Here is a 17,351-nt window from a genome sequence, read left to right as displayed (position 1 = left end):
CGGGGGTCAGGCGTCGTAGTCGCCTTCGAGGCGCCAGCGGCCGCCGGTGACGGCGAGCAGTAAGGCCCGTCCGTCGGCGAGGGTGACCTGCATCCGGGCGGTGCGCCGGGCCTCGTCCGGCGTCCACCAGCGCTCCTGCTCCGGCCACGGCCCCGCCCAGCCGGTCACCTCCACCGCGCCGGTGCGCAGCACCAGGCGGGCCGGGGCACTGCGGGCCTCGGCCCGGGCGGTCACCTCGACCTCCCGCCCCTCGGCGTCCAGCAGCCGGATCGGCACCGGGGCGGGCGGCACCTCGGTCGGCGAGGGTGCGGGCAGCCGGCCCGGCCAGGGGCCGTCCGCGCGGCGCTCCTGGTGGGCGTCGCCCCAGGGGGTGCGCACCACCCGGTCGGCGGGGGCGCGGCCGCCGCTCAGCTCGACGGTGACCGGTGCGGTGTGGCCGAGGATCGCCTGCACCCGGGCCACCGCCCGCTCGATCCGCTCGGTGGCCTCCTGGTCCCCGTCGGCCAGCGACAGCTGACGGCCCGGATCGCGCACCAGGCCGTCCGGGACCAGCCGCAGCGCCACCACTCCGCCGGACGCCTCGGCGAACACCTGCCGCTGCTGCCACGCCTGCAACTGCCACCGGACCCGCTCGGCCACCGCACCGACGGACAGCAGGCCCTCGTGCCGCCAGGCCCGGGACGCACCCGTCCCGTCGGCGCACTCGACCTCGATCTCGACCCGCCCGCAGGCCAGCCCCGCACCGGCCAGCCCGGAGTGCAGGCGCTCGGCCAGCGACCGGGCCGCGAACACCAAGGGCTCCACCACCGTGAACGGCTGCTCGAAGCGCTGCTCCACCGTCAGCTCCACCCCGGGCGGGCGGGCCACCACCGGCCGGGCCTCCAGGCCCCGGGCCAGCCGGTGCGCGGCCAGGCCGGCGCGGCCGAAGCGGTCCGCGACGCCACCGGCCGACAGGGCGGCGAACTGACCGATCGTCAGGATGCCGAGCCGCCCCAGCAGATCGGCCAGCTTCGGCTCGGCCAGCTCCGAGGCCGGGATCCCCGCCAGGAAGCGGGCGCTCTCCCCGTCCGGCACGACCCGTCCGGCCCGGGCCGCCAGCTGCGCCGCGAACAGGCCGTCGGCGATCCCGATCCGGCATTCGTGGCCGACCGCCTCGACCGCGTCGACCACCTTCTCCGCCAGGGTCTCCTCGCCGCCGTGGTACCGGGCCGCACCGGCGGCCGGCAGCGCCAGCAGCCCGGGGCGGACCACCTCCAGCCGGGCGGCCAGCACGGCCACCGCGTCCGCCACCGGCTCGAACAGCGCGGCCTCCGCGTCGGCCCGCCGCTCGTGCACCGCCAGGCCGGCCACCAACGACCGGGCGGAGCGCACCTTCTGACCCTGTCGCACACCGCCGCGCCGGGCGGCGGCGGAGGCGGCCAGCACCCGGCCGCGCTCGGTCACGACGACCAGCAGGTCCGGCCCCGGCTCCGCACCGAGGACGGCGACGACCGGCCAGTCCGGCACCCAGACGGCCAACACCCGTGGGGGAGCGGCCTCGTGGAGGGGGGGCGGTGCCTCCGCTGCGGTCTTCCGGGGCATCTCAGACCACCGCCAGCGGGCCGTGCGGCGAGCCGTGCGCCGTGCCGGGGGGTGTGCCGGGCGTGCGGTGGTGGGCGGTGGACTGGTGGGCGGCGCCGGGGTGGGCGGTACCGGAGTCGCCGGGGCGGACGGTCCGGATCGAGCCCTCGCGGTCCGGCAGCCAGAGGTGGTGCTGCCGTTCGCGCGCCGCGGCCCCGCGGCCACCGGCCTCCACCACCAGGCGGCGGGCCCGCAGACGGCCGCGGCCCTGGCCGACGCCCTCCCAGGAGCGGGCGGCCACCCGCAGCCGGACCCGGGCACCCGGCCACTCGCCGGACACCACCAGCGCGCAGCCACCGCGCCTGGCCACCGTGGTCAGCTGCTCCGCGACCCGGGGCTGCACCCGGCCGGACGGGCGCAGCAGCAGCACGCCGACGCCGTCGGCCAGCGCCGTCGCGACCCGGGCCCACTGGTCGCCGGCCTCTCCGACCACCACCAGGCGCGACAGGTCGACGCCGAGCTCGGCCGCCGCGAGCAGGCCGAGGCCCTCGATGCCGACCGCCGCGCACCAGGTGCCAGCGGTCGAGGCGGCGGCCGCCAGTGCCAGCAGCAGCGCGGTGCCGCCGCCGGTCACCGAGACCACCGCGCCGGGGCGCAGGCCGCGCTCCGGCAGCAGGCCCTCGAGCGCGGGCAGCACCGGGACCAGCTGGCCCGGACGGGACAGCTGGAGCCGGGGTGCCAGAGCGGCCAGGGATGCCTCCACAGCACCCACTGTCGAACAAACGAACGAAAAAGGGAAGCCGGGGTTCGACTTTCCCCGAATCGGTCACCCGTTCGATATAGTGCTATCACTGCAGGTCATGGAGGTGGCCTGATCGCCGTGGCCTGATCGCCGTGGTCGATCGCCGTGGTTGATCGGCCTACGCCCCGGCGACCAGCATCCCGCCCATCGCCAGCATGGTCGCCGCGACCAGCCCGTCCAGTACCCGCCAGGCCTTCGGCCGGGACAGGGCGCCGCTCAGCAGGCGGGCACCGAAGCCCAGGCCGGCGAACCAGCACAGGCTGGCCAGCGCCGCGCCCGTGCCGAAGGCCCAGCGCAGGTCGCCCCGGTCGGAGGCGAGCGAACCCAGCAGGAGGACGGTGTCGAGGTACACGTGCGGGTTCAGCCAGGTCAGTGCCAGGCAGGTCAGGACCGCGCGCCGGACGGACCTCGCGTCCGGCCCCCCGCCGGTGAGAGCGGCCGTCGGATCGGGGTGCAGTACCCGCCGGGCGGCCAGGAGGCCGTAGCAGAGCAGGAACGCCCCGCCCACCAGGCCCACCGCGCTCAGTGCTGCGGGCCAGGCCGCGACCACCGTGCCCACCCCCGTCACGCCGAGCGCGATCAGCACCGCGTCCGAGACGGCGCAGATGGCGACCACCGCGAGGACGGCCTGTCGACGGGCGCCTTGGCGCAGGACGAAGGCGTTCTGGGCTCCGATGGCCACGATGAGGGAGAGCCCGGTGCCGAAGCCGGCGGCTGCGGCGGTGACGGTGCTGGCGTTCATGGCTTCGACCGTATGGATCACGTAAGGATGAGTACAGCTAAAGATTCTTAGGTAACCTCAGCCGTGCTTATGAACGAGCTTCCCCTGGACCAGGTCCGGACCCTGCTCGCGGTGGTCGACGAGGGCACCTTCGACGCTGCGGCCGCCGTCCTGCACGTGACCCCCTCCGCCGTCAGCCAGCGCGTCAAGGCCCTGGAGCAGCGCACCGGGCGGGTCCTGCTCCTGCGCACCAAGCCGGTGCGGCTCACCGAGTCCGGCGAGGTGCTGGTCCGCTTCGCCCGCCAGGTGGCCCGCCTGGAGCGGGACGCCCGGGCCGACCTAGGGCTGGCGGCCGAGCAGGGGCCGGCCCGGGTGCCGATCGCGGTCAACGCCGACTCCCTCGCGACCTGGTTCCTGCCCGCGCTGACCCGGGTGCCGCAGGACCCGCCGATCTGCTTCGAGCTCCACCGGGAGGACGAGTCCCACACCACCGCCCTGCTGCGGGAGGGCCAGGTGATGGCCGCCGTCACCTCCTCGCCCGACCCGGTGGCCGGCTGCACCGTGCGGCGACTCGGGCTGGCCCGCTACCTGGCCGTTGCCGCACCGGAGTTCACGGCCCGTCACCTCACCGGGGACCTGGCCGAGGACCTGTGCGAAGCCCCGACCGTGGTCTTCGACCGGCGCGACGAGCTCCAGGACGAGTTCGTCCGCTCCCTCACCGGGGGCCGGTCGGGCGCCGGGCGGACCCGCCACCTGGTGCCGGCCTCGGACGGGTTCCGGGACGCGGTGGCCGCCGGCTTCGGCTGGGGCCTCGTGCCCGAGCCGCAGGCCTTGCCGCTGCTGCGGGCCGGGCGGCTGGTGGAGCTGGCACCCGCCCGGCCCATGGACGTTCCCCTGTACTGGCAGCAGTGGAAGCTGGATTCGCCCGCCCTGTCCACGGTCGCCGAGGTCGTCGTGAGGGCCGCTGCCGAGGCCCTGTTGGCCTGATCCACCTGCCGGCGGCAGGCCGGGCAGCAGGAGTCAGGCCGTGCGGTGTTCGGTGGGGCTGATGCCGTGGACGCGCTTGAAGGCGGTGCTCAGGGCGAAGGGGGTGGAGTAGCCGACCTGGTGGGCGACGGCGGCGAGGGTGGTGGCGGGGTCGTGGAGGAGGTCGGCGGCCAGGGCGAGGCGGCGGGTGGTGAGGTAGGCCATCGGGGGTTCGCCGACCAGGTCGGTGAAGCGTCGGGCCAGGGCGGCGCGGGAGACGCCGACGGTGGTGGCCAGCTCGGCGACCGTCCAGGGGCGGGCCAGGTCGGAGTGGAGCAGGCGGAGGGCCCGGCCGACCACGGGGTCGGTGTGGGCGCGGTACCAGGGCGGGGCGTCCGAGTCGGGGCGGTCGAACCAGGTGCGCAGGGTGGTGATCAGCAGGAGGTCCAGCAGCCGGTCCAGGACGGCGTCCTGCCCGGGGCGGTCCAGGCCGATCTCCTCGCCGAGCAGGGCGGTCAGGGGTGAGTCCAGGGGGAGGGAGAGCAGCGGCGGGAGGGCGTCGAGCAGGCTGCGGCTGACCTCGCCGCGCAGCTGGTACGTGCCGCAGATCAGGACGGTGGGCCCGTCCGGGGCGTCGCCCCAGGTGCGGACGCCCTGGTCGAGCTCGGCGCAGAGCGGCTCGCCGTCGAGGGTGGTGGAGGTCTGGTCGGGGTGGATCACCACGGTGGGCGCGGTGTCGGGGGAGTCGGCGACGGTGTACGGGGCCGGGCCGCGCGTCACCGCCACGTCGCCGGGGGCGAGTCGGACGGGGGCACCGCTCCCCGGGTCGGGGACCACCCAGGCGGTGCCGGTGACCGGGATCAGCAGGGTGAGCGGGGCCCGGTCCTCGATCCGGATCGACCAGGGCGGGGTGAACACGGAGCGGAGGAGGAAGGCGCCCCGGGCCCGGGGGCCGGCGAGCAGACCGGCGAGTGCGTCCATGGGCGCCGAGTGTAGACGCGTGCGTATGGACGGGAGCCGGACGACCATGGTGCCGGAGGGGTGGAGGCGGTTGACTGGTCATCAGAAGGACACGGTGGAACGCGAGATGTAGGGGGAAACGAAAGATGGCTTGGTTCAGAACCGCGGTGCTGCTGGCGGCTACGGTGACGATGGGGCTGAGTGCGGGGCTGTTCTTCTCCTACACAGTCTCGGTCATGCCGGGGCTGGCGAAGGCGGACGACCGGACCTTCGTGGAGACCATGCAGCGGATCAACGTGGCCATTCTGAACGGGTGGTTCATGACGGTCTTCATGGGGGCGTTGGTGCTGGCGCTGGCGGCGGTGGCGCTGCACCTGGGGGCCGGCCACCGGGGTCCGCTGCCCTGGCTGGTGGCGGCGGCGGTGCTGTACACCGTGCTGGTGGTGGTCACGGGCACGGTCAACGTGCCGCTCAACGACCAGCTGGCGGCGGCCGGTTCGCTCGACCACATCCCGGACCTGGCCGCGGTGCGGGAGAAGTTCGAGACGACCTGGGTGACGTGGAACACCGTGCGGACGGTGGTGGGCACGGCCGGGTTCGGCTGCCTGGTGACCGCGCTGGTACTGGGCGGGCGCAGCGCGGGCTGAGTCTGCGGGGGCGGGGGCGGGGGCAGGGGAGAGCGCGGGGGAGGGGTCAGAAGACGGGGGAGGTCGCGGCGCGCAGCTGGCAACGGTTGCCGAAGGTCCGCGACCACTTGACCGGGGACCCCTCCCAGACGCCTTCGGCGGTGGCGGCGACGGGGGAGTAGAGGGCGGTGCAGAGCGTGCCGACGGCTCCGCGCAGCCGGTCTGGATCGCCGCCCGCCGCGGCCAGTGCCGTACAGGCGGCGTCGGGGGCGGGGTGGGTGCCGCTGGGGCCGGCGGAGCAGTCCAGCGTGGTGCGGTCCTCGGGGGTGGAGGAGACGGTGTCGCCCTCACTGACCGTCAGGACCAGGGTGGAGTTGGCTGGTTGCGGGGCGAGGGGGCGGGCCTCGGCGGGGATGACGGCCGGTGCGGAGCAGCAGGCGGCGGCCAGGGCGAGGGCGACGGGGAGCAGGCGGGGAGGGGTCATGGCGACCAGCCTGGCCACGGGCCCCCGGGCGCGCCAAACCACTGTCCCCCACAGGGGTGAGGTCCGACTCGTTCGGGCGACCGGGGGTGCGGCGTGGGCCTGGCGCGTTCGGTTGACCCGGGGACCGCGGGCGGGGCTGCTGGGTGACGGGTAGTCAGCCGGCCCGGGCCGGCGGGTCGGTGATGGCGGTGATCCGCAGGTCGGGGAGGTGGACGGTGAAGACGACCTCGCGGGAGCCGCCCTCGTACCAGGTCTCGGTGAGGGAGACCGTGCGGGATCCGGGCCGGCCGGCCGTCGGCGGGGCCTCGTGCAGGGACCAGCTGCGCGGGATGTTCCGCTCCCGGAAGACCGGGTCGGCTCCGCCGTGGGTGGCGGACCAGGTCTCCAACTCCGCGTTCAGCGGCGGGGAGAGCGTCCTGGCGCGGATCTCGTCCGGGTACTCCTCGATCTCGCCGAGGGCGGCGAGGCGGTACTCGGCGAAGAAGGAGTCCACCTCGCCGAGCGGCGTCCGGGGCGCGGACGCCGCCGTGGCGGGCGGGGTGGCGGCGAGCGGGAGGAGGAGGGCGGTGGCGGCGGCGAGTGCGAAGTATTTCCTCATGGCAAAGACTTCATCATGAATTGGTAAAACATGAAATCGCTCGCCGGAGTGAATTGACGGCCGGTCAGTTCTGCTGCGGTGCGGGCCGACCGGCCCCCGGGGTCCCGGCGAAGGCCTGGGCGATCGGCAGCCAGGCCTCGGCCACCGGCCCCGCCACCCGCAGGGCGAGTTCGTCGCGGTGGCGTCGTTGGGTGACCAGCAGGCAGAAGTCCAGGGCCGGCCCGCGCACCGAGTCGGCGGCCTCGGCCGGGCCCCACGTCCACGGTTCGCCGGAGGGTGCGGTCAGCTCCACCCGGACCGGTGCCTCCGGGGCGGGCAGGCCGTGCAGGAGGAACGCGAAGCCCATGGTCCGCACCCCGAGGTGGGCCACGTGCCGCAGCCGGGCGGTCGGTTCCCGGACCACGCCGAGGGCGTCGGCCACGTCCTGGCCGTGCGCCCAGGTCTCCATCAGCCGGGCGGTGGCCATCGTGGGTGCCTTCATCGGCGGTCCGAACCACGGGAGTTGACGCCCCGAGGCGGCGGCCTCCGCGAGCGCCGCGGCCAGCTCGGCCCGGCCGGCCCGCCAGCGGGCCAGCAGCTCGGCGGGCTCCTCGCCGACGCCCTCGGCCGCCCCGGCCTCCACCGGGTCGTCGCCGGTGGCCAGCAGGTCGGTGAAGCGGGCCTGGAACTCCTCGGCCCCTTCCCGGCAGGCCAGCAGCGACCACCGGTCGGTCCAGGCGAGGTGGGAGATCTGGTGCGCGACGGTCCACCCCTCGGCGGGGGTCGGGGTCGCGAAACCGGCGGCGTCCAGCGGGGCGACGAGGGCGTCCAGCGACTCGGTCTCGTCACGCAGGTCGTCCAACAGGGCGGTGGCATCGGCCACGGGATGGCTCCTCAACGACGGTCGGGGACGGAGGGGTTGGGCATGGCGGGGAGGGGGGATCGGCACGGCGGGTGAGGCGTACGGCGCGAGGCGCACGAGGTGAGGCGTACGGGGTGGGGACGGAGGGGGTGGGGACGCAGGGGTTGGTGGGGCGGCGGCGCCGAGCCGTGCGCCCCGGCCGAGCCGGGAGGTGTCGGGAGCCGGGGCGTCGGCGGTGGGACGTCCGCCGCCGGGGGTCAGTTGACCTGGCGGTCGCGGCCCTCCCAGTAGGGCTCGCGGAGCTTGAACTTCTGCAGCTTGCCGGTCGTGGTCCGGGCCAGTTCGGAGCGGAACTCCACCGAGGTCGGCGCCTTGTAGCCGGCCAGGCGCTCCTTGCAGTGGGCGATCAGTTCGGCGGACAGCTCCTCGTCCGGGGTGGCGGCGGACACGCCGTCCCGGCGGACCACCAGTGCCTTGACGGTCTCGCCCCACTTGGCGTCCGGCACGCCGATCACCGCGACCTCGGCCACCACCGGGTGGGCGTAGAGGCAGTCCTCCACCTCGATCGAGGAGACGTTCTCGCCGCCCGTGATGATGACGTCCTTCTTCCGGTCGGAGACGGTCAGGTACCCGTCCGTCAGGGTGCCGCCGTCGCCGCTGTGGAACCAGCCGTCCCGGATCGCCTCCGCCGTCTCGGCGGGCTGGTTCCAGTAGCCGGTCATCACGGTGTTGGAGCGGATCAGCACCTCGCCCTCCTCGTCCACCCGCAGCTCGGTGCCGATCGAGGCCGACCCCTGCCGCACCAGCCGTTCGGCCCGCTCCAGCGGCGGGAGCCCGTCCCACTCGGCCCGGCCGCGGTTGACGGTGGCGATCGGGGAGGTCTCGGTCAGGCCGTAGATCTGCATGAACTCCCAGCCGAGCTCCTCCTCCACCCTCTGCACCACGGAGGTGGGCGGCGGCGCCCCGGCGACGATCATCCGCACCCGGTCCCGGCCGGGCACCGGCCCGTCCCACTCGGCGGCGGCCGCCAGCACCGAGGCCACCACGGCGGGGGCGCCGCAGAGGAAGGTGACGCCGTGCCGGTCGATCCGGCGCAGGATCTCGGCGCCGTCCACCTTGCGCAGCACGACGTGCTGCGCGCCGAGGCCGGTGAGGGCGAACGGCATGCCCCAGCCGTTGGCGTGGAACATCGGCAGGGTGTGCAGGTAGACGTCGCGGTCACTGGCGCCGAAGTGCAGGCCCATCAGCACCGCGTTCAGCCAGAGGTTGCGGTGGGTGAGCTGAACGCCCTTGGGGCGGGCGGTGGTTCCGCTGGTGAAGTTGATCGTCGCGGTGTCCGACTCGGCGATCTCGTACCGCACCGGCTCGCGGTCGAAGTCGTACAGCTGGGCGTCGCTCTCCGCGCCCAGCACGAAGCGGTGCTTCACCGGGACGCCGGCCAGCGCCTCGTCCAGCTCGGGGTCGACCAACAGGGCACTGGCGCCGCTGTGTTCGACGATGTACGCGACCTCCTCGGCCCGCAGCCGGAAGTTCACCGGGACCAGGATGCGGCCGTGGCCGCTCACCCCGTAGAGCGAGGTCATCAACCGGGCGGAGTTGTGGGAGACGATCGCCACCCGCTCGCCCGGCCCGATGCCCAGCCGGTCCAGCCCGGCCGCCTGGGCGCGGGCCAGCTCGGCCACCCGTCGGTACGTCAGGTCGCCCCAGGACTCGGCGGGTTGGAGGGGTTCGTCGACGATCCCGATCCGGTCGCCGTAGACCGTCTCGGCCCGCCGGAGGAAGTCCATCACGGTGAGTGGAGTCTGCATGGGGCACACTCTGCCGCGCGGGCCGCCGCACCGACAGGGGGCGTACCCCTTCCGGCCCACCGGCACCAGGGGGCCGCCCCGTCACTCCTGCCCGTACCGGGGGACGGACCCGTCACTCCTCGGGCACCAGCCCCAGCTGGCTCATGAACTCGAACTGGTCGAAGTAGAGCCGGTACTCGACGATCCGGCCGTCCCGCACGGTGGCCAGGTCGCAGCCGCGGATCCTGATCTCCCGCTGGGTGGGCGGCAGTTTCGAGCCGTCGGGCATCGTCAGCGGCCCGGTGTTCCGGCCGGTGTAGTAGCCCTCGTCGATCGCGGTGTCACCGGCCTCGTACGTGGCGGTCGCTTCGAAGTAGGCCTCGGGGACCGACTCCGTCATGTCCCCGAAGTAGTCCACCAGGGCCTTGCGCCCCCGCAGTTCGGGCTGGTCCGGGGTCGACGCGACCACGTCCTCGGCGAGGCACTCGCCGAGCGCCTCCAGGTCGGGCGTACCGGTCACCGCAGCGGTCAGGCGGTCCATGAGCTCGCGAGCCTCGCCCATGGCGACCACCTCCTCGGTCAAGAGGGGAAGTGCCTCCCATTCTCCTCCCGGGACGGCCCCGGGTCGCGCCCCCGGGACGGCCCCGGCCGGCACCCCCGGGACGGCCGCCCCCGCTCCCGGGACGGCCCGGAGGGCCGGTGCCAGACTGGGAGGGCGGGGGCCGGACGGCGGCGAGGGAAGAGCCGATGGACACCAGCACGCAGGTGGACGTCAGGGAGCTGCGGCGCGGGTTCCGCGGCCGGCTGGTGCGGCCCGGGGATCCGGAGTACGAGGAGGGCCGCCGGATCTGGAACGGCTCGATCGACCGCCGCCCGGCCCTGATCGCCTACTGCGCCGACCCGGCGGACGTGGCCGCCGCGGTCCGCTGGGCCGCTGCCCGGCACGCCGACGGCGACGGCCTGCCGGTGGCGGTCCGCAGTGGCGGGCACAGCTTCTCCGGCCAGTCGCTCTGCGAGGGCGGCATCGTGATCGACCTCTCCGGGCTGCGCCGGATCACCGTGGACGAGCAGGCCGGTACCGTCCGCGCCCAGGCCGGGGCGCTGCTCGGCGAGCTGGACGCGGCCACCCAGCGGGTGGGGATGGCCGTCCCGTCCGGGATCGTCACCCACACCGGCCTGGCCGGGCTCACCCTCGGCGGCGGGATCGGCTGGCTGATGCGCAAGTACGGCCTGACGGTCGATCAGCTGCTCGGCGCCGAGCTGGTCACCGCCGGCGGCGAGCGGGTCCGGGCCGACGCCCGGGAGAACCCGGAGCTGTACTGGGGGCTGCGCGGGGGCGGAGGCAACTTCGGGGTGGTCACCGAGTTCGAGTACCGGATGCACCCGGTCGGGCCGACCGTGCTGGCCGGGCCGCTGTTCTGGCCGGTGGCCGACTCGGCGCGGCTGCTGCGCTTCTACCGGGAGTGGATCGAGGAGGCCCCGGACGAGCTGACCACCGCCGTGGTGCACCGCACCGCGCCGCCGCTGCCCGGCGTGCCGGCCGAGCTGGTCGGGCGGTTGGCCGTGGTGGTGATGTGCTGCTGGGCCGGTGACCCGGAGCGGGGCGAGAAGGTGCTGGGCCCGCTGCGCCGCTTCGGCCCGCCGGCCGCCGACCTGTGCCGCCCCAAGCCCTACCTGGAGCACCAGGCCTCGCTGGACCCGTCCTTCCCGGCCGGGCGCTGGTACTACTTCAAGTCCTGCGACGTGGCCCGGCTCTCCGACGAGGTGATCGAGGTGACGGCCGAGCACGCGGCACGGATCGCCTCCCCGCTCACCAGCTTCCCGATCTTCCAACTCGGCGGCGCCATCGCCCGGGTGGGCGAGGACGAGACTGCCTTCAGCGGCCGCGGCGCCGGGCACACCTTCAACATCAACGCCACCTGCGCCGGCCCCGAGGGCTTCGAGGAGGAGCGGGCGTGGTCCCGCGGCCTGTGGCGGGCGCTCGCCCCGCACCACACCGGCGTGTACGTCAACTTCCTGATGGAGGAGGGCGAGCAGCGCGTCCGGCAGGCCTACGGCGAGGCGAAGTACCGGCGGCTGCGGGAGCTCAAGCGCGCCTGGGACCCGGGTAACCTGTTCCGGCTCAACCAGAACATCAGACCGGATCCGCCGGACACACCAGACCCGGACACACCAGACTGAGGAGCCATCAGGTGCCGCACGCCTCCTGGGCCGAACTGACCGCGTACCGTTCCCGGCTGCGGGGCTGCCTGCTCGGCGGAGCGATCGGCGACGCGCTGGGCAACCCGGTGGAGTTCCGCTCGCTGGCGGAGATCCGGGCCTCGTACGGACCGGCCGGGATCACCGGCCCGGTGGCCGACCACGAGGGCGTGGTCGGGCGGATCACCGACGACACCCAGATGACGCTCTTCAGCGCCGAGGGCCGGTTGAACGGCTACCGCCGGGCCCGGGACCGCGGCATCACCGGCGCCGAGGGCGAACTGGTGCTGGACGCCTACCTGCGCTGGCTGGACACCCAGCAGCTCCCGGCCCCGCCCCCGGCCGAGGGGCTGCGGCACCGGAGCGGCGAACTGCGGCTGGAACCCTGGCTCTACGCCCGCCGCGCCCCCGGAAACGCCTGCCTCTCCGGCCTGCGCAGCCCGCAGGCCCCGCACCCGTACGCGAAGCTCACCGGCACGCCCGGTCCGGTCAACCCGGACTCCAAGGGGTGCGGCACCGTGATGCGCTCGGCGCCGTTCGGCTTCACCCTGCAGGGCGCCGAGCACTCCTTCCAACTGGCCGCCGACTGTGCCCAGATCACCCACGGGCACCGCACCGGCTACTACGCGGCCGGGGCCTTCGCGGCGATCATCAGCCACCTGGTGGACGGGGAGTCGCCGCTGGGCGCGGTGCTGCGGACCCTGGAGCTGCTGCGGCGCCACCCCGGGCACGAGGAGACCTCCACCGCGCTGCGGCGGGCGGTCGACCTGGCGGAGGAGGGCGAGGCGAGCGCGGAGCAGCTGGAACGGCTCGGCCAGGGCTGGGTGGCGGAGGAGGCGCTGGCCATCGGCGTCTACGCGGTGCTGGCCCGGACCCGCCCGCAGACCTACAGCTACGGCCACGGCCCCACCGTCTGCGACCCCTCCCCGGCCCGCACCCCGATCGAGGCCGCCCTCCTGCTCTCCGTCAACCACTCCGGCGACAGCGACTCCACCGGCTCCATCGCCGGCAACCTGCTCGGCGCCCACCACGGCGACGTCCGCCTGCCCCTCCACTGGCTGAAGCGGATCGAGGGCCGCGCGGTGATCGCCCAACTGGCCGACGACTTCGCCGCCGAGGTGCGTCCGGGCGAGGACCGCCCTTGGGAGCACTGAGCCCCGGCGCCGTGACGGCGGGCGGGTGGGGGAGCTCCGGCGCACTCGTGGGGGTGGAAGCGGAGGTGATCGCTCCGCCGGGCGGGTGACGGGGGCTCATGGGGCGGGCGGGGGGTGCCGATTCAGGTGGAGTCCCGTACCGACCTCGGAGGACTTCATCATCATGCGTACGACTCTTGCCAAGATCACCGCTGCCGCCGCCCTCTGCGGCTGTGCCCTCGTCATGGGCGCGGGCGTGGCCTCGGCCCACGACCACTGCCGCCACTCGCACGGTTCGCTGGCCGTCGGCGGCAACGCCGTGACCGTGGGCGACGGCGCCGCGATGGCGGTCGGCGGTGACGTCGACGCCGCCGGTGACGCGGGCGCGGTCGGCGGCGACGCCATGGGCGGCGGCGAGGCCGGTGCGGTGGGCGGCGACGCCAAGGGCGGCGAGTTCGCCGGCGCCGTGGGCGGCGACGCCTGGGCGGAGGGCCCGGCCGCCGCGATCGGCGGCGACGCCGAGTCGCTCTGCGAGGACGCGTTCGCGGTCGGCGGCGACGCGATGGGCTACTGAGCCCGGGCGCGTAGGGCCTGAGCACGGGGCAGGGGCCCGGCCGGTGATCCGGCCGGGCCCCTGCCGCGCGTCACGGGCGCGGACGGTCCGTCAGGTGGCGGAGCCGGCCGCCGCGCCGGTCTTCAGGTCGGCGCCCCAGCGGGCCAGCTCGGCCTGCAGGTCGAGCGAGCGCATGCCGGCCCCGTCCTCGGCGGAGGGCCACTCCTCGCGCGGCACCCGCCACATCACCTCGAACTCGATGCCGTCCGGGTCCTTGGCGTAGAAGGACTTGGAGACCCCGTGGTCGGTGGCGCCGACGATCGAGCCGGTGGCGCTCAGCTTGGTGGCGATCTCCGCGAGCTCGCCGAGGGTGCCGACCTCCCAGGCCAGGTGGTACAGGCCGACGCTGCCCCGGCCGGGGGAGGGGGCCTGCTCACCGACGGCGAAGAGGCCGAGGTCGTGGTCGTTGAGGGTGTCCTCGGCGCTCAGGAAGGCGGCGCGGCCGGGGATCTCGACGTCGACCTTGAAGCCGAAGGCGTTGGTGTAGAAGGCGACCGAACGGGCCACGTCGCGGACGTAGAGGACGGCGTGGTTCAGGCGACGGACTGGCATGGCTGGCTCCTGCTCCGAGAATCTGGTTCAAATTTGAACCTGACATACGTCACGGTACACCTTGGTTCGAATTTGAACAACCGGTAGAATCGGCGGCATGGACGAGCCCAGATGGTTGGACGACGAGGAACAGGTGGCTTGGCGGGCGTTCGTGGTCGCCAGCAACCTGATCGAGCGCCGCCTGGAGCAGCAGCTCAAGGAGAGCGCGGGCCTGTCCCACACCCAGTACGAGATCCTCAGCCAGCTCTCCGAGGCCCCCGGCCGCTCGCTCCGGATGACCGACCTGGCCGACCGCCTGGTCACCTCCAAGAGCGGCCTCACCTACCAGATCACCCAGCTGGAGAAGGCCGGCCTGGTCGGCCGCCGCTCCTGCTCCAGCGACGTGCGCGGCGTCTTCGCCGAGCTCACCGAGTACGGCTGGCAGGTCCTGCGCGAGGTCGCCCCCGGCCACGTCGCCACCGTCCGCGAGGTGCTGATCGACGTCCTCACCCGGGAGCAGCTGGCCGTGCTGGCCGAGGGCCTGGGCACCGTCAGCGGACGCCTGCGCTCGGCCGATCGCTGACCCCCTGTCATACTCCCTCCGGCACGGGACGTCTCCGGGGGGAGTGGCACGGTGTTGATGTGGTGGGTGCGCGGGCTCGGGCTGGCGGTGTACGCGCTGGTGCTCGCGGGGGCGGTCCTGGCGGTCGGGACGCCGGAGGGTCCGCCGGCGGCCGTCGGGGTGGCCCCGGCGGTGCTGGTGCTGCTCTGGCTGCGGCTGGCGGTGCTCCGGCGGTGGCGGGCCGAGAGCCGCGGCGACGCCCCGGCCCGGCGGCCGGTCCGGCTGACCAAGGGGCCCTCGTTCGACGAACTGACGGCCCGCCACCTGTCCCGGGCCCGGCGGCCGGTCCGGCTGCACCCGGACGGGCCCGAGCTGGTGGACTTCGACCGCCCGGCCTGGGTCTGGCTGCGCTCGGTGGCGGTCTGGCTGCTGCTGGTGCCCGTCGGGGCGGCGCTGGCCGGGACGGACGCCACGGCGGTGGTCCGGTCGGACCAGGGGTGGACGCTGACGGACCGTGACCTGACCGCGGCCGGTGCCGGGCTCTTCCTGGTGCTCGCCGCGCTGCTGCCCGCGGCCCTGCCGGGCGGCGCGGACGGCCTGCACCGGGTCGCCTGGTCGACCGGGGCGCAGACGGTGCACACGCTGGTGGTCACGGTGGCGGTGCTGCTCGTCGCGGTGGGCGGAGCCGCCTCGGCGGTGGTGGTCTGCGCCGGGCTGCTCCTGCTCCACCTCGGGCTGGACGTCCGTGCCGCGCTGGTCCGTTCGGCGCGCTGATCCTCGCGGCGCGGGGCCCGGCGGTGCCGGCTGGTGGTTGCGGATGCCGGATGCCGGGTGGCAGGGCGTGCCTCGTTTCTCGACGGGGATGCGGCACCGGTCCGCCCGGGTCGTTCCGGTGCCGGTCCAGGTGGTCGTCCGTTCGGGCCGGAGGGTCCGCGCAGAGGCGAGCCTGACGGGCCGTCACCCTCGCGGGCGCGAGCTCAGGGCAGCGTGACGGCGCGTACGCAGAGGACGTCCGGGAGGTGCTGGGCCAGCAGGCTCCAGCTCTCGCCCTCGTCGGCCGAGCCGTAGACCTCGCCGTTGCGGTTGCCGAAGTAGACGCCGGCGGGGGAGGCGTCGTCGGTGCACAGCGCGTCGCGCAGGACCACGCCGTAGTGGTCCTCGCCGGGGAGGCCGGTGGCGAGCGGGTGCCAGGTGGCGCCGGCGTCGGTGGTGCGGAAGACGCGGCAGCGGCGGTCCACCGGGAGGCGGGCGTAGTCGGCGTCGAGCGGGAAGAGGTAGGCGGTGCCGCCGTGGTGGGGGTGGGCGGCCAGGCCGAAGCCGAAGGTGGCGGGGAGGTCGGTGCCGATGTCCTGCCAGTGGCCGCCGGCGTCGTCGCTGCGGTAGACCCCGCCGTGGTTCTGCAGGTAGAGGCGGTCCGGGTCGGCCGGGTCGACGGCGACCTTGTGCACGCACTGGCCGAACTCGGGGTACTCGTCCGGCAGGAAGGTGGCCCGGATGCCGGTGTTGGAGGGCTGCCAGCTCTTGCCGCCGTCGGTGGTGCGGTAGACGCCGCCGGTGGAGACCGCGACGGTGACCGCGTCCGGGCTCCGACGGTCCGTCAGGATCGTGTGCAGCCCCTGGCCGCCGAAGCCGGCCGCCCACTCGGCGCGCTGCGGGTGGGCCCAGAGGTTCTCGTCCAGGGCGAAGCTCTCGCCGCCGTCGGTGGAGCGGAACAGCGCGGCCGGCTGGGTGCCCGCGTACACCACGCCGGGCGCCTCCGGGCCGGCCGGGTGGAGCTGCCAGACCCGCTCCAGCGAGGTGCCGGTGTGCTCGGGGAAGCGGACGGCGGGGGTGGTGGGCTCCTGCCAGGTGGCGCCGAGGTCGTCGGACCACCAGACGGACGGGCCCCAGTGGCTGCTGTCGGCGCCGGCCAGGATGCGCGGGCGCTCCGGGCGGCGGTCCACGGCCACCGAGTAGATCGCGTTCATGGGGAAGTGCGGGCCGGTGAAGTCCCACGTGCGGCGGTCGCGGCTGCGGCCCAGGAAGAGGCCCTTCTGCGTTCCGACGGCCAGCAGTGACTCGGTCATGGCGTACCACCTGGGGGAGAGGTCCTTGGCGGCGCCAGTCTGCTCCGGGCGGGGGGCGGCCGCACGTCAGCGCGCCGGGAATCGGGGAGGGTGGTCGGTGGTTTATGATTCAACAAGTACCTGAGAGGAGCAGTACCGATGGCCACCACGACCGACGTCCGCCGCGCGGCCGACCGCTTCCACACCGAGGCGGGCTGGCTCGACTCCCGCCACTCCTTCTCCTTCTCCCGGCACTGGGACCCGGCCAACACCCACTTCGGCCTGCTGCTGGTCTCCAACGACGACGTGGTGGCCCCCGGCACCGGCTTCGACACCCACCCGCACCGGGACATGGAGATCGTCACCTGGGTGCTGGACGGCGGCCTGGTGCACCAGGACTCCGAGGGGCACAACGGCGTCATCTACCCGGGCCTGGCCCAGCGGATGAGCGCGGGCGCCGGGATCCTGCACAGCGAGAAGAACGACTCCTGGACGCTCACCGGGCAGCCCGAGCACCAGGACCCGGTCCGCTTCGTCCAGATGTGGGTCATCCCGGACACCGCCGGGATCGCCCCCGGCTACGAGCAGCTGGACATCAACGACCAGTTGACGCAGGGCGGTTGGACCGTCCTCGCGTCCGGGATGGGCAAGCACGCCGGGCAGCGCGCGATCGGCATCCGGCAGAAGCACGCCGCGCTGCACGTGGCCCGGCTGCGCCCGGCGGAGACCGTGGACACGGCGACCGCGCCGTTCGTCCACCTCTTCGTCGCCAAGGGCGAGGTCGCCCTGGAGGGCACCGGCCTGCTGCAGGAGGGCGACGCCGCCCGGATCGGCGCCGCCGAGGGGCAGCGGATCACCGCCGGGGCGGCGGGCGCCGAGGTGCTGATGTGGGAGATGGACGCGGCGGTCAGCTTCTCCTGACG

General features: G+C 74.6%; 19 protein-coding genes. 8 read left to right on the top strand and 11 right to left on the bottom strand.

Features of this window, described 5'->3' with window-relative positions:
• Nucleotides 1-6 precede the first annotated feature (6 nt).
• From ACWEPF_RS04925 to ACWEPF_RS04915, 3 genes are all read right to left on the bottom strand, one after another.
• Nucleotides 7-1,581, bottom strand: a complete 1,575-nt coding sequence (locus ACWEPF_RS04925; protein ID WP_452171449.1) for a DNA polymerase Y family protein — start codon at nt 1,579-1,581, stop codon at nt 7-9.
• 1 nt (nt 1,582) lies between these two features.
• Nucleotides 1,583-2,323 carry a hypothetical protein gene (locus ACWEPF_RS04920; RefSeq protein ID WP_452171448.1) on the bottom strand — a complete coding sequence of 247 codons (741 nt, stop codon included), beginning with the start codon at nt 2,321-2,323 and terminating at the stop codon, nt 1,583-1,585.
• A 157-nt stretch (nt 2,324-2,480) separates the two neighbouring features.
• On the bottom strand, nt 2,481-3,104 hold the full coding sequence (locus ACWEPF_RS04915; protein ID WP_452171447.1) for a LysE/ArgO family amino acid transporter: 624 nt from the start codon (nt 3,102-3,104) through the stop codon (nt 2,481-2,483).
• Nucleotides 3,105-3,173: 69 nt separating this feature from the next.
• Between ACWEPF_RS04915 and ACWEPF_RS04910 the strand changes: the two genes are divergently transcribed.
• A complete protein-coding gene (locus tag ACWEPF_RS04910) occupies nt 3,174-4,070 on the top strand; it encodes a LysR family transcriptional regulator ArgP (protein WP_452171446.1) in 897 nt (298 codons plus the stop codon).
• A 33-nt stretch (nt 4,071-4,103) separates the two neighbouring features.
• Here ACWEPF_RS04910 and ACWEPF_RS04905 read toward each other — a convergent pair whose 3' ends face one another.
• Entirely contained in the window at nt 4,104-5,030 is a 927-nt protein-coding gene (locus ACWEPF_RS04905) for an AraC family transcriptional regulator (protein ID WP_452171445.1), read from the bottom strand.
• A 125-nt stretch (nt 5,031-5,155) separates the two neighbouring features.
• Between ACWEPF_RS04905 and ACWEPF_RS04900 the strand changes: the two genes are divergently transcribed.
• Nucleotides 5,156-5,656: an anthrone oxygenase family protein gene (locus tag ACWEPF_RS04900; protein WP_452171444.1), complete on the top strand. Its 501-nt coding sequence runs from the start codon at nt 5,156-5,158 to the stop codon at nt 5,654-5,656.
• A gap of 46 nt (nt 5,657-5,702) precedes the next feature.
• Here the strand turns inward: ACWEPF_RS04900 and ACWEPF_RS04895 are convergent, their stop codons facing one another.
• The 5 genes from ACWEPF_RS04895 to ACWEPF_RS04875 form a co-directional block, all read right to left on the bottom strand.
• Entirely contained in the window at nt 5,703-6,119 is a 417-nt protein-coding gene (locus ACWEPF_RS04895) for an SSI family serine proteinase inhibitor (protein WP_452171443.1), read from the bottom strand.
• Nucleotides 6,120-6,273: 154 nt separating this feature from the next.
• Nucleotides 6,274-6,717, bottom strand: a complete 444-nt coding sequence (locus tag ACWEPF_RS04890) for a hypothetical protein (protein WP_452171442.1) — start codon at nt 6,715-6,717, stop codon at nt 6,274-6,276.
• Nucleotides 6,718-6,781: 64 nt separating this feature from the next.
• Nucleotides 6,782-7,579: a TIGR03084 family metal-binding protein gene (locus ACWEPF_RS04885; protein WP_452171441.1), complete on the bottom strand. Its 798-nt coding sequence runs from the start codon at nt 7,577-7,579 to the stop codon at nt 6,782-6,784.
• A gap of 236 nt (nt 7,580-7,815) precedes the next feature.
• A complete protein-coding gene (locus ACWEPF_RS04880) occupies nt 7,816-9,366 on the bottom strand; it encodes an AMP-binding protein (RefSeq protein WP_452171440.1) in 1,551 nt (516 codons plus the stop codon).
• 112 nt (nt 9,367-9,478) lie between these two features.
• Nucleotides 9,479-9,907: an ester cyclase gene (locus tag ACWEPF_RS04875; RefSeq protein ID WP_345289023.1), complete on the bottom strand. Its 429-nt coding sequence runs from the start codon at nt 9,905-9,907 to the stop codon at nt 9,479-9,481.
• 185 nt (nt 9,908-10,092) lie between these two features.
• On the opposite strand from ACWEPF_RS04875, the gene ACWEPF_RS04870 reads away from it, so the two are divergent.
• The 3 genes from ACWEPF_RS04870 (at nt 10,093) to ACWEPF_RS04860 (ending at nt 13,251) form a co-directional block, all read left to right on the top strand.
• Complete coding sequence (locus ACWEPF_RS04870) at nt 10,093-11,526, top strand: FAD-binding oxidoreductase (RefSeq protein ID WP_452171439.1); 1,434 nt, start codon at nt 10,093-10,095, stop codon at nt 11,524-11,526.
• An 11-nt stretch (nt 11,527-11,537) separates the two neighbouring features.
• Complete coding sequence (locus tag ACWEPF_RS04865; protein WP_452171438.1) at nt 11,538-12,698, top strand: ADP-ribosylglycohydrolase family protein; 1,161 nt, start codon at nt 11,538-11,540, stop codon at nt 12,696-12,698.
• A 163-nt stretch (nt 12,699-12,861) separates the two neighbouring features.
• On the top strand, nt 12,862-13,251 hold the full coding sequence (locus ACWEPF_RS04860) for a hypothetical protein (RefSeq protein WP_452171437.1): 390 nt from the start codon (nt 12,862-12,864) through the stop codon (nt 13,249-13,251).
• Between the two features lie 90 nt (nt 13,252-13,341).
• On the opposite strand, the gene ACWEPF_RS04855 is transcribed toward ACWEPF_RS04860, so the two are convergent.
• On the bottom strand, nt 13,342-13,842 hold the full coding sequence (locus ACWEPF_RS04855) for a VOC family protein (protein ID WP_452171436.1): 501 nt from the start codon (nt 13,840-13,842) through the stop codon (nt 13,342-13,344).
• Between the two features lie 97 nt (nt 13,843-13,939).
• Between ACWEPF_RS04855 and ACWEPF_RS04850 the strand changes: the two genes are divergently transcribed.
• Together ACWEPF_RS04850 and ACWEPF_RS04845 are read left to right on the top strand one after the other, a co-directional pair.
• A complete protein-coding gene (locus tag ACWEPF_RS04850; RefSeq protein ID WP_345289018.1) occupies nt 13,940-14,404 on the top strand; it encodes a MarR family winged helix-turn-helix transcriptional regulator in 465 nt (154 codons plus the stop codon).
• A gap of 51 nt (nt 14,405-14,455) precedes the next feature.
• The gene (locus ACWEPF_RS04845) at nt 14,456-15,157 is read left to right on the top strand and encodes a hypothetical protein (protein ID WP_449797682.1); all 702 of its coding nucleotides are present in this window, start codon (nt 14,456-14,458) and stop codon (nt 15,155-15,157) included.
• Nucleotides 15,158-15,360: 203 nt separating this feature from the next.
• Here ACWEPF_RS04845 and ACWEPF_RS04840 read toward each other — a convergent pair whose 3' ends face one another.
• Nucleotides 15,361-16,449 (bottom strand): WD40/YVTN/BNR-like repeat-containing protein, encoded by a 1,089-nt coding sequence (locus tag ACWEPF_RS04840; protein WP_452171435.1) that lies wholly within the window; start codon nt 16,447-16,449, stop codon nt 15,361-15,363.
• Between the two features lie 138 nt (nt 16,450-16,587).
• On the opposite strand from ACWEPF_RS04840, the gene ACWEPF_RS04835 reads away from it, so the two are divergent.
• Nucleotides 16,588-17,349, top strand: coding sequence for a pirin family protein (locus ACWEPF_RS04835; RefSeq protein WP_452171434.1), 762 nt, complete (start codon nt 16,588-16,590; stop codon nt 17,347-17,349).
• Nucleotides 17,350-17,351: the final 2 nt, after the last annotated feature.

Source organism: Kitasatospora sp. NPDC004289 (genome assembly GCF_053602875.1).
This window is presented reverse-complemented; position numbering and strand designations above follow the sequence as displayed.